This window comes from Achromobacter sp. 1011791174 (assembly GCF_059760925.1).
On record NZ_JCBANH010000142.1, the window covers coordinates 1 to 10,627 of the forward strand.

At 69.5% G+C, this 10,627-nt stretch carries 11 protein-coding genes; 7 read left to right on the forward strand and 4 right to left on the reverse strand.

All coding sequences use genetic code 11. The features are described from left to right. Position 1: 1 nt before the first annotated feature. The gene (gene msrB / locus AC6LJ5_RS28705) at positions 2 to 475 is read left to right on the forward strand and encodes a peptide-methionine (R)-S-oxide reductase MsrB (RefSeq protein ID WP_498142290.1); all 474 of its coding nucleotides are present in this window, start codon (positions 2 to 4) and stop codon (positions 473 to 475) included. Positions 476 to 519: 44 nt separating this feature from the next. Continuing rightward, positions 520 to 1,221 carry a peptide-methionine (S)-S-oxide reductase MsrA gene (gene msrA, locus AC6LJ5_RS28710; RefSeq protein WP_392412684.1) on the forward strand — a complete coding sequence of 234 codons (702 nt, stop codon included), beginning with the start codon at positions 520 to 522 and terminating at the stop codon, positions 1,219 to 1,221. A 100-nt stretch (positions 1,222 to 1,321) separates the two neighbouring features. Here msrA and AC6LJ5_RS28715 read toward each other — a convergent pair whose 3' ends face one another. After that, complete coding sequence (locus AC6LJ5_RS28715; protein ID WP_103274214.1) at positions 1,322 to 1,873, reverse strand: Dps family protein; 552 nt, start codon at positions 1,871 to 1,873, stop codon at positions 1,322 to 1,324. 147 nt (positions 1,874 to 2,020) lie between these two features. Continuing rightward, a complete protein-coding gene (locus AC6LJ5_RS28720; RefSeq protein ID WP_498142291.1) occupies positions 2,021 to 2,605 on the reverse strand; it encodes a TetR/AcrR family transcriptional regulator in 585 nt (194 codons plus the stop codon). Between the two features lie 261 nt (positions 2,606 to 2,866). Here AC6LJ5_RS28720 and AC6LJ5_RS28725 point away from each other — a divergent pair, with 261 nt between their 5' ends. Then, positions 2,867 to 3,568: a DAPG hydrolase family protein gene (locus AC6LJ5_RS28725; protein ID WP_392412688.1), complete on the forward strand. Its 702-nt coding sequence runs from the start codon at positions 2,867 to 2,869 to the stop codon at positions 3,566 to 3,568. Between the two features lie 73 nt (positions 3,569 to 3,641). After that, the gene (locus AC6LJ5_RS28730) at positions 3,642 to 4,820 is read left to right on the forward strand and encodes an MFS transporter (protein ID WP_103274211.1); all 1,179 of its coding nucleotides are present in this window, start codon (positions 3,642 to 3,644) and stop codon (positions 4,818 to 4,820) included. A 19-nt stretch (positions 4,821 to 4,839) separates the two neighbouring features. On the opposite strand, the gene AC6LJ5_RS28735 is transcribed toward AC6LJ5_RS28730, so the two are convergent. Next, positions 4,840 to 5,523, reverse strand: a complete 684-nt coding sequence (locus tag AC6LJ5_RS28735; protein ID WP_103274210.1) for a DUF2325 domain-containing protein — start codon at positions 5,521 to 5,523, stop codon at positions 4,840 to 4,842. Between the two features lie 294 nt (positions 5,524 to 5,817). On the opposite strand from AC6LJ5_RS28735, the gene AC6LJ5_RS28740 reads away from it, so the two are divergent. Next, complete coding sequence (locus AC6LJ5_RS28740; protein ID WP_103274209.1) at positions 5,818 to 6,117, forward strand: flagellar transcriptional regulator FlhD; 300 nt, start codon at positions 5,818 to 5,820, stop codon at positions 6,115 to 6,117. 161 nt (positions 6,118 to 6,278) lie between these two features. Then, a complete protein-coding gene (locus AC6LJ5_RS28745; RefSeq protein WP_103274208.1) occupies positions 6,279 to 7,934 on the forward strand; it encodes a mucoidy inhibitor MuiA family protein in 1,656 nt (551 codons plus the stop codon). A gap of 21 nt (positions 7,935 to 7,955) precedes the next feature. On the opposite strand, the gene AC6LJ5_RS28750 is transcribed toward AC6LJ5_RS28745, so the two are convergent. Further along, a complete protein-coding gene (locus AC6LJ5_RS28750; RefSeq protein ID WP_103274207.1) occupies positions 7,956 to 9,176 on the reverse strand; it encodes an EAL domain-containing response regulator in 1,221 nt (406 codons plus the stop codon). A 250-nt stretch (positions 9,177 to 9,426) separates the two neighbouring features. On the opposite strand from AC6LJ5_RS28750, the gene AC6LJ5_RS28755 reads away from it, so the two are divergent. Next, a complete protein-coding gene (locus AC6LJ5_RS28755; protein WP_392412691.1) occupies positions 9,427 to 10,560 on the forward strand; it encodes a 3-deoxy-7-phosphoheptulonate synthase in 1,134 nt (377 codons plus the stop codon). Positions 10,561 to 10,627 lie beyond the last annotated feature (67 nt).

Sequence of the window (10,627 nt, forward strand, 5' to 3'; positions counted from 1 at the left end):
CCTGGGCCCGGGCGCGGCGGCGGCGCTGGCCGCCGCGCTGGCCCCCGCATTGGGCAGCCGCGCCGCGCAGCCGGCCGCCGCATCGTTTCCCTATGCGCTCAGCGACGCGCAATGGCGCGAACGGCTCAGCCGCGAGGAATATGAGGTGCTGCGGCGCGAGGCCACCGAACGGCCCTATTCCAGTCCGCTGAACAACGAGCACCGCAAGGGCCTGTATACCTGCGCCGGCTGCGCCCACAAGCTGTTCTCGTCGGACCGCAAGTTCGACAGCGGCACCGGCTGGCCCAGCTTCTGGCAGCCCCTGCCGGACGCCGTGGGCGAGACCGAGGACCGCACCTTCGGCATGGTCCGCACGGCGGTGCATTGCGCCAACTGCGGCGGCCATCTGGGACACGTGTTCGACGACGGCCCGCGCCCGACCGGCCTGCGCTACTGCATGAACGGCGTCGCGCTGCGTTTCACGGCGCAGAGCTGAGACACACGCGCCGCCTCACCCCCCAAACCATAGGATCCATCGCCATGCCTGCCTCATTCCTGTCGCGCAAACTTCCCGGCCTGCTGACGGCCGCCTGCGCCCTCGCCGCCACGCTGCCCGGCATTGCCGCCTCGGCCGAGACCGCCGTCCTGATCCCGCCTCCCGCGCAAGACGCGCCCGCCGGCGCCGCGCAGGAAAAGGCCGTGCTGGCCGGCGGCTGCTTCTGGGGCGTGCAGGCCGTGTTCCAGCACGTCAAGGGCGTCAGCTCGGCCGTCTCCGGCTACGCGGGCGGACAGGCGTCCACCGCCAACTACGACACGGTGAGCGGCGGCCGCAGCGGCCACGCCGAAGCCGTGGAGATCACCTACGACCCGGCCCAGGTCAGCTACGGCCAGCTGTTGCAGATCTATTTCTCCGTGGCGCACGACCCGACCCAGCTCAACCGCCAGGGCCCCGACACCGGCACCCAGTACCGCTCAGCCGTGTTCCCCGCCAGCGACGGCCAGCGGCAGGTGGCCGAGGCCTATATCGCGCAGCTGAACCGCGCGGGCGTCTACGGCAAGCCGATGGCCACCACGATCGAGCCGCTCAAGGCCTTCTATCGCGCCGAGGACTACCACCAGGACTATCTGGTGCGCCATCCGTACAGCATGTACATCATGGTCAACGACGTGCCGAAGGTGGAGAACCTGGCCAAGGTCTTCCCGGCGCGCTACCAGGACAAACCAGTCCTGGTGTATCCGTGACGGACGCGGCGGCCGCTAGCGCGGGCGCCGCGTCCGGCCGTCGCGGGGGTGTCACGCCACGGTCACGGCCTCGTTCCAGGCGCTGGCGGCGGCCCGGCGCTCAATGCCCGGTGCCGTCGCCCTGCCGACTGGCCTCGAACAGGAACCAGGTGCGCTTCTCGGTTTCGTCGATCCAGTTCTCGATCAGGCTGGAACTGGCGATGTCGCGATGCTCGTCGGTGACGTTGTGCGCCTCGCGCAGCGAGGCCGCCAGCATCTTGTTGTCCTCGCGCAGCTCGGCCAGCATGTCCAGCGGCTGCACGTAGTCGGCGTCATTGTCCTGGATGCGCTGGGTGCGGCCAATGTGGCCGATGGAGCGCAGCGTGGTGCCGCCGATCTTGCGGATGCGCTCGGCCAGCGGGTCCGTCATGGCGAACAGCTCGTCGCCCTGCTCGTCCAGCAGCAGGTGATAGTCGCGGAAGTGCGGGCCGCTGACGTGCCAGTGAAAATTCTTGGTCTTCAGGTAAAGCGCGAACACGTCGGCGAGGACCTGGTTCAGCGCGGCGGAGATGTCGCGCGTGGCGGCGGACGACAGGTCGGTGGGCGTGGCCAGCGGACGCTTGCGGCGTTCCTTGGCGGCCTTGGCGGTCTTCTCATTCAGTTGCTTGGCCATGGGTTTCTGCTCCTTGGAATGATTAGAGAAAAATGCCTGCGGCGCATCTCGTGAACGCGCCGTTGCCTATTCAGGGTATCGCCATGCGCGCGCTTTGCCAAATCGCCACGCCGGCCTTGCGGCAAGCTGAACGGCGCGCGGACCGCATCACGCGGCGCGCAGCGCGAAGACCTTGGCATCTCCGGCGAACAGCGCCAGGCAGGCCTGTATGCGTTCACCGATCGAGCTTTCGGGCAGCGGCGGCGTCAGCCCCAGCGCCATGGCGCGCAGCGGTTCGGCGATCGCCATGGACAGCAGCAGGCCGGCCACGACGCGGGGCTCGCTCACCTGGATGAGTCCGCGCCTGGCCAGGCGCTGGAACCAGGCGGCCAACATGGCCGTGCCGCGTTCGATGCCGTTCTCCTGGTAGGCCCGCCGCAGCGCGTCGCGGCCCGGAAAGTCCGCCGTCAGCAGGCGGAACATGCCGACCGCGTCGGCCGACAGCACGCGCTCGGCGATGGCCTGCAACACGCGCGCCAGCGCCGGCAGCACCTCATCCACGCTGGTCACGTCCTGCGCCATCACCGGCGCGAAGCCGTCGGTCCAGCCGCGCACGACCTGGGCCACCAGGTCCTCGCGGTCGCTGGCATAACGGTAAACGGTCTTCTTGGCCATGCCGGCGCGCCGAGCCACCGCTTCCAGCGTGGTCGCGGCATAGCCCTCGTTCAGCAGCAGCCACGTGGTCGCCGCCATCACGGCGGCGCGCTGCTCGGCCTCGGGCCGGGCCGGCCGGCCGCGCGGGCGCGGGGCGGGCGCGGCGGCGTCCCGCGCATCGAGGTCCCGCGCCTGGCCGGCGCCTGTCGTGGTCGATCGGATCTTGCCTTGCGCCATCGGTGGCGTCCTCCTGTGTGCAGACGGCATCTTACACGTCCCTTTTATTTAGGAAACGTTATTCGTTTCTTTATTATAGAATCGGGTTTCCAACCCTTCGATATCTTTGATGGAGCCTCGAACATGGACACACACGCCCCCCACGCCAGCCTCATCCTGGCCGACCTGCAACCCCTGCTGGATCCCGCCCCGCTGCGCCTGGAGACCGGCATCACCCGCCTGGACAACGGCCTGCTGGTGGTGGCCGTGCGCACCGACCTGCATGGCTGCAAGGGCCGCATGCTGGACTGGTGGTTCAAGTTCTTCGAAACCACCCAGCACATCAAGTGGTGGCATCCGCACGATCACGTCGAGCATCGCGGCTGGGACAGCCACTGGCGGCGCGGCGAAAGCTATGTGGGCGCGTCGATCCATGCGGTCGAGTCGCTGGCCGACATCCCGCCCGTGGCGGCGCGCTTGAAATTCCATGATCCGGCCGAGGCCTTCGGCGACGCCCGTCTGCGCGCCGCCACCGAGGCCGGCGATGTCTCGGCCGCCGTCTATGCGCGCATCGGCTTCGGCGACCACGCGCAGCTGGACGCGCACGGCGATCCGCTGGACGGCGACATGGTGCACCTGGCGCGCGACACGCCCTTCGGCTGCGTGCTGCGCAGTCGCTTCTACCTGGGCAAGTCCAGCGCGCAGCCCGAGCGCGACGCGGCGGACGAACTGGGCCTGGCGCTGCTGCGGCATTGCTATACCGAATTCACGTACCTGTCGCGCTTCCTGCCGTCCATCTACTACGGCGAGCACGGCAACGGCGAAAAAGCCCCGCTGCCCTGGTAGGCGTCAAGGCGTGGGACCCGGCGGCAGGAGTATGCTACGCGGCTTCATTCCTGCCTTCGTCCCCCCTCCAGCCATGCGCGGCAACCCCGACGCCCGGCAGGGCGCCATCGCCCTGCACGGGTTCTACTTCCTGTACTACGGCCTGCAGGGCGTCAGCATCCCTTTCCTGCCCTTGTGGTTCGCCGAGCGCGGCCTGGACAGCGCCTTCATCGGCCTGATCGTCGCCACCGCGCTGCTGCCCAAGATCCTGTCCACTCCTGTCGTCGCCCACGTCGCCGACCAGACCGGCCGCGCCCATGCGCTGATCGCGGCGGCGCTGATCGGCTCGCTGCTGCTCTACGCCTGCTATCCGCTGGCCGCCACGCCGGCCTGGCTGTTCGCCGTCACGCTGCTGCTGAACGCCGTCTTCCCCTCGGTGCTGCCGCTGCTGGACCGCATGGCGATCGCCAGCGGGCGCGGCCAGGGCAATTCCTACACCCTCATCCGCGCCTGCGGCTCGCTGGGCTTCGCCTTGATGACGGTCAGCGGCGGTTATCTCATCAAGACCCACGGCGTGAACTGGGTGATGTGGCTGCCCATGCTGATGATCGTGGCCTGCCTGGCCATGCTGCGGCTGCTGCCCCGGGCCGCGCGGCCCGCGCCGGACGCCGCGCCCGCGACGCCGGGCGTCACGCCCATGCGCGCCGTGCTGCGCGACCGCCCGCTGCTGCTGTGCATCGCCGCCGCCTCGCTGGTGCAGGCCAGCAACGGCTTCCTGTATTCCTATTCGACGCTGCACTGGACGGCCCAGGGCCTGTCCACCGCGCTGATATCACTATTGTGGGCGGTGGGCGTGGCCAGCGAGGTGCTGTTCTTCTTCGCCGCGCCCAAGGTGCTGGCGCGCGTCGGCGCGCCGCGGCTGATCCTGATCTCGGCCGTGATGACGGCGATCCGATGGACCGGGCTGGCGATCACCGCCGACCCCACCGCCATCGCCGTCCTGCAGCTGCTGCAGTGCTTCACGCTGGCCGGCAACAACGCCGCCATCATGTGGCACATCGCCGCGCGCGCGCCGGCCACGGCCAAGACCTCGGCGATCGCGCTGTACGCGCTGCTGTCGGGCGGGGTCTTCATGTTCGCCAGCATCCAGCTGGGCGGCGCGCTGTACCGGCACTATGCGCCCGGCGGCTTCCTGGTGATGGCGCTGTGCGCCCTGGGCGCGGTGCCGCTGCTGCGCCGCGCGCGGGCGCCGCGGCCGGCTGGCGCGGACTGAACCGGCGCGGACGGCGCGGTCAGCGCCCCGCCGTTTCCGTCGGCCGCAGGCCGTCCAGCGCCTCGGGCCTGTCCACCAGCACGCATTCCTTGCCGGTGCGCGTGCAATGGTCGCGCACCCGCCAATAGGCGCCGTGGCTGACGCAACCGGTCTGGCAGATCACCAGGTCGGCCGCGACCAGACTGGCCTCCAGCGTGTCGGCGTCTTCCTTGCCGCTGCGGCCTTGGTAGCGGCCACCGGCCATTTCGACCACCTTGCGCGTCAGCATCAGGGCCATCGCATCCTCGCTCACGCACAGCACGGACTTCTCGCGCAGCGCGACGGCGACGGCCGGCGCCTCGGATCGCGGCGCCACCGTTGACGGGACCGGCGCGACCAGCCTGTCCTGCCAGGCCAGGCGCTCGCGCATCAGCGCCTGCACCCGCTCCATCAGTTGGCCGACGCGACGCGCCAGGGCGGCGCGGCGCGGCAGCCCCGGCACGGCGCGCTCCAGTGCAGCTCTATCCTCGCGCTCCCAGGACAGCAGCGTCTCCTGGCGGATCAGGCGGGCGCGCAGTTGCAGGTTTTCGCTTTCCAGCCGCTCGATGCGTCCGGCCTGCGCGGCCAGCAGCCGGCTGCAATGCGATTGCACGCGTCCGTAGGCCGCGAGCAAGGCGGCATGCTCGCGCTGCAATTGCTGGCGTTCGTCGGAAGAAAGACCCATCGCGTACCCCGGCGGCTGGAAGAAGGAGACGGCCCGGCGGACGGCATGCGCCGCGGGACATGGGCGGCATTATAAATGAGAATTAGTCTCTTTTACAAAATTAACATATGTATGAATTGAGCACAGGGAAATCCATTACTGACGGCCCCTGGTCGCTTAAATATGATCGACAGACCATATCGGCAGCCAGGCCGGCGACCGGCCTGCGCAGACGCCCTCCCAAGGACGCGCCACGCCTTGCTCCGCGCCCGCCACGAATCCGGTCCGCGGACACAACGAAGTAAGGGGTGCCCGATGCCGAGATCCACCGAACTTCTGCGCGACATCCACGAAACCAACCTGATGTATCTGCTGCTGTTGCAGCGGATCGCGCGCAGCGGCAACGCCGCCGCCATCGCCGGCATGCAGTTGTCGGTCGAGGCCTGCGCATGGTTGACACGCCAGAATCACGAAGACCTGGCCAGGCTGGCCCGCTGCAGCGTGCTGCTGGCCCAGCTCAACATGGCTCCCGCCCTGCTGCTGTCGATGCTGAGCCAGGGCATGGGCGCAACGCTGCGGGCCGACGCGCCCGCGACAGCCGTGATCCAGGAATAGAAAAGCCGCGCCCTGACGCCCCGGCGATCGGGGCGGTATCGCATGGTTTCGTTTGCCACCTTCTGTAAAGCCCGCCCCTTGCGCGCCGTGTACATTTAGCCCCCGGCGCAGGGCAAGTCCGTCCGCGCCGCTTCCGATTCCATCGATCAATAGGCGCCACCATGCGACGTACCCTCCTGGCTCTGTCCATCGCCACCCTCCCCGGCCTGAGCGCGGCCGCCGCCCTGCCCTCGGCCATCGGCGCCGTGACGGTCTACCAGGACCGCGCCGTCGTCACCCGTCAGGCCAGCGCCGAGCTGGCCGCCGGCGAGCACGAGCTGGTGCTGGAGAAGCTGCCCGCCTCGTTGCAGGACAACTCCCTGCAGGTCGCGGCCAAAAGCACCGGCCAGGCCACGCTGCTGGATGTGAAGGTGCGCACCGCCTACGAGGCGAACACGCCCAACGATCGACTCAGGCAGCTCGAGCAGCAGATCAATCAACTCGACAACAAGAAGGCCGCGCTGGACGACGAGGCCGCCGTGCTGGAGAACCAGCGCGAACTGGTGACGCTGATCCAGCAAGGCGCCACCCAGCCCGGCAAGGACGGCGCCCGCCCCTCGCTCGATGAGCTCAAGGCGGTCCAGTCGCTGAGCGCCGACACGCTGAGCCGCGCGCTGGCCGGGCTGCGGCGCGTGGAGGAACAGCGCGCCGACATCGAGCGCGAGCGGGAGGCGCTGGCCAATGAGTACAGCCAGCTGCAAGACCGCCAGGGTCGCCGCAGCAAGACCGTGACGCTGCGCGTGATGCTGGCGCGCCCCGGCAAGCTGGACCTGAATCTTTCCTATGCGGTTGCCGGCGCCCAGTGGACGCCGGCCTACGACGCGCGGCTGCGCGCCGCCGACCGCAGCGTGGACCTGGGTTATTTCGGCGTCATCAACCAGACCACCGGCGAAGACTGGAACAAGGTCAAGCTCACCCTGTCGACCGCCCGCCCCTCGCTGGGCGGCGGCGCGCCGGCGCTGACGCCCTGGGTCGTGGATGTGGCGGTGCCGCCGCCGCCCATGCCCGCGGCGGCGCCGCGTCCCGCGCCGGCCGCGGCGAGCGAAGCGCGCCAGATGGCGCGCCAGAAGATGGCCGTGCAGGAACAGGCCTTCGACGCCGCGGCGCAGCCCGAGCCGCAGCCCGAAGCGGTGACATCGGCAACCGCCGAGGTCCAGTCGGGCGCCACCAGCGCTTCGTTCCAGATCCAGGCGCCCGTCACGCTGCCGTCGGACAACAGCACGCAGCGCGTGGCCATCACCACGGTCAAGCTGCCGGCGACGCTCCAATACCAATCCACGCCGTCGCTGCGCGAGGCGGCCTTCCTGACCGCGCATGCCAGCAACGGCACCGAGATGCCCTTCCTGGCCGGCACGCTCAACACGTTCCTGGACGACGCCTTCGTGGCGTCCAGCCGGCTCAAGGCCGTGATGCCCGGCGAAAAGCTGGAACTGGCGATGGGCGCGGACGAAGGCATCTCGGTCAAGCGCCAGCTGGTCAACCGCTATACCGAAAGCACCGGCTTCTCCGGCGGCGGCAAACGCGTGACCTATGAATACAAGATCACGGTCAAGAACAACAAGTCGACCAAGGAGCAGGTCTCGTTCAAGGACCGCCTGCCGGTCTCGCGCAACGAGAAGATCGAGGTCAAGCTGCTGTCGCCGTCCGAGCGCGACATCAAGCGCGAGGACGACGGCAAGCTGGTCTGGAACTGGGACCTGGAGCCCGGCAAGTCGCGCGAGACCGTGCTCAAGTTCTCGATCGACTACCCCGGCAATATCGAGGTGTCCGGCCTTTGACGCCGGCTTGCGGCGCCGGCCTCAGTGCTGGCGCCGGAACGCGATGAAGGCGTCGGGCGCGAGCGGCGGCGAGATGCCGAAACCCTGGGCCAGCTCGCAGCCCAGCTCGCGCAGCAGCAGGATGTCGCGCTCCTGCTCCACGCCCTCGGCGATCACGCGGCGGCCCAGCGCCCGCCCCATTTCGATGGCGGCCGCCACCACGGCGCGCGAGGCCGGCTCGCGATGCATGTGGACGATGAAGTCGCGGTCGATCTTCAGCTCGGTGAAGGGCATGGCGGAAAACAGCCGCATGGACGCGATGCCGGCGCCGAAATCGTCCATCGCCAGCTCGAAGCCGCGCACCCGCAGCAGGTTCAGCACCGAGGACAGCGCAAGCCAGTCCTTCACAGGCTCGTCCTCGGTCAGCTCCACTTTCACCAGCCGCGCCGGCAGCCCCGCCCGCGCCACCAGCTGCTCCAGTTGCGCCGGCAGGTCCGGGGAGCACAAGGTGGCCGCCGAGGCATTGATGGCGATGGGCACCTCGATGCGCTCGCCGCGCATGCGGCGCAGCACCTCCAGCACCTGTCCCGCGACCCGCTCGAACAGCACCCGGTCCAGCCCCAGCCTGTGCGCGGCCGGCACGAAATCGCCGGCCGCGATCGTGCCCAGCGTCGGATGGTCCCAGCGCGACAGCGCCTCGGCCGACACCATGCGGCCGGTGGTGAGATTGAGCTGCGGCTGCAGCACCACGCTCATGCCCTCGCCCGTGCCCAGCGCGCGCCGCAGCTCGGCCCGCGTGGGGGCCGGGCCGGCCGAGGCGCGGCCTGACAGGTCGGGATCGTCGATATCGTGCAGCGCCGTCTTCAACGCCTGCTGCATGACCGAGCGCGACACCGGCTTGGCCAGCGCCTGCGCCGACGGGCAGCCGGCCTGCAGGGCCAGCCGCACATGCGAATGGCGCAGCTCGTCGCTGAGATTGCTGATCCAGATGATGGGCGGCATGCGCTTCAGGCGGCCCGCGTCCTTGAGCCTGCGCAGCTCGTTGGGCAGGCGGGTGCCGCCGCCCTCGCCCATGGCGATGTCGCTGATCAGCACGTCGTAGGACTGGCGCGTCAGGGCCGCCAGCGCCTCGGCGCCGCTGCCCACGCCCGCGACGCGACGGCAGCCCAGCGCCAGGAGCATATTCTGCAGATAGGCGCGCTCGACCGGATGATCCTCGACCAGGAGGATGCGGCGGGCGGGGCCGGCTTCGGTCTTGGGCATCGTGCGCTGTCCTGGAGCCTGCGTATCTAGTCTGCCCCCAATGCTACGGCATCCGCGCGCGCCGTGTCCGCCGTGCCGACGGGTTAATGCAAATTCAGTGCTGATAGGCTTAAATTCGGGACTGAAGGCGCACGCTTGGCCGATGGCGCGGCGCCCGCCGGCCCGCGCCCTAGGACGGAGGATGGCAACCTTCGGGCGGTCGGGGGTGCGATAATGGCGGTCTTTCCGCATCTATGGCACGGAGCTTCCCTTGACCCGCATTGACGATCCCCTGCACGACCGCGAGGTCGGCGCGGCCGATTCCACCCAGGACATCACCCGCATCGACGACACCCGCATCGCCGCCGTGCGCCCGTTGATCTCGCCCGCGCTGTTGCAGGACGAACTGCCGGTCTCGGACGAGATCCAGACGCTGGTCGAACGCAGCCGGACCGAGATCGCCGACGTGCTGCACGGCCGCGACGACCGCCTGATCATCGTGGTCGGCCCCTGCTCCATCCACGATCACGGCCAGGCCATGCAGTACGCCCGCCTGCTGCGCGCCGCCGCCGACCAGCATCGCCAGGATCTGCTCATCGTCATGCGCGTGTACTTCGAAAAGCCCCGCACCACCGTGGGCTGGAAGGGCTACATCAATGACCCGCGCCTGGACGGCAGCTTCCGCATCAACGAAGGCCTGCGCCGCGCGCGCGAGCTGCTGCTGGACGTCAGCGGCCTGGGCCTGCCGATCGCCACCGAATTCCTGGACCTGCTCAGCCCGCAGTACATCGCCGACCTGATCGCCTGGGGCGCCATCGGCGCGCGCACAACCGAAAGCCCGAGCCACCGCCAGCTCAGCTCCGGCCTGAGCTGCCCGCTGGGCTTCAAGAACGGCACCGACGGCGGCGTGCAGATCGCCGCCGACGCGATGGTCGCCGCCAGCGCCAAGCACGCCTTCATGGGCATGACCAAGATGGGCATGGCCGCCATCTTCGAAACCCGCGGCAACCAGGACACGCACGTGATCCTGCGCGGCGGCAAGCAGGGCCCCAACTACGACGCAGCCAGCGTGGACGCCTGTTGCGCGGTGCTGCGCAAGGCCGGCCAGCGCGAGCAGGTCATGATCGACTTCTCGCACGCCAATTCCAACAAGTCGCACCTGCGCCAGGTCGAGGTCGCGCAGGACGTGGCCGCGCAGCTGGCCGGCGGCGACGCGCGCATCACCGGCGTGATGATCGAAAGCCATCTCGAGGAAGGCCGCCAGGATCTCACCCCCGGCCAGCCGCTGCGCCCCGGCGTGTCGATCACCGACGCCTGCCTGGGCTGGTCGCAGACCGCGCCGGTGCTGGACACGCTGGCCAAGGCGGTGCGCCAGCGCCGCGAAGCGCGCGCCGGCAAGGACTGACGCGCCACCCCGCGCCGCGCCTCAACGGCGCAGCGCGTAGGGCGCCGGATCCATGTCCGGCGCCTCG

What these genes read in the sequence shown, in the direction of transcription:
- msrA (WP_392412684.1), top strand. Translation starts at nt 520, where the DNA reads ATGCCTGCCTCATTCCTGTCGCGCAAACTTCCCGGCCTGCTGACGGCC.
- AC6LJ5_RS28715 (WP_103274214.1), bottom strand. Translation starts at nt 1,873, where the DNA reads ATGGCCAAGCAACTGAATGAGAAGACCGCCAAGGCCGCCAAGGAACGC.
- AC6LJ5_RS28720 (WP_498142291.1), bottom strand. Translation starts at nt 2,605, where the DNA reads ATGGCGGCGACCACGTGGCTGCTGCTGAACGAGGGCTATGCCGCGACC.
- AC6LJ5_RS28725 (WP_392412688.1), top strand. Translation starts at nt 2,867, where the DNA reads ATGGACACACACGCCCCCCACGCCAGCCTCATCCTGGCCGACCTGCAA.
- AC6LJ5_RS28730 (WP_103274211.1), top strand. Translation starts at nt 3,642, where the DNA reads ATGCGCGGCAACCCCGACGCCCGGCAGGGCGCCATCGCCCTGCACGGG.
- AC6LJ5_RS28735 (WP_103274210.1), bottom strand. Translation starts at nt 5,523, where the DNA reads ATGGGTCTTTCTTCCGACGAACGCCAGCAATTGCAGCGCGAGCATGCC.
- AC6LJ5_RS28740 (WP_103274209.1), top strand. Translation starts at nt 5,818, where the DNA reads ATGCCGAGATCCACCGAACTTCTGCGCGACATCCACGAAACCAACCTG.
- AC6LJ5_RS28745 (WP_103274208.1), top strand. Translation starts at nt 6,279, where the DNA reads ATGCGACGTACCCTCCTGGCTCTGTCCATCGCCACCCTCCCCGGCCTG.
- AC6LJ5_RS28750 (WP_103274207.1), bottom strand. Translation starts at nt 9,176, where the DNA reads ATGCCCAAGACCGAAGCCGGCCCCGCCCGCCGCATCCTCCTGGTCGAG.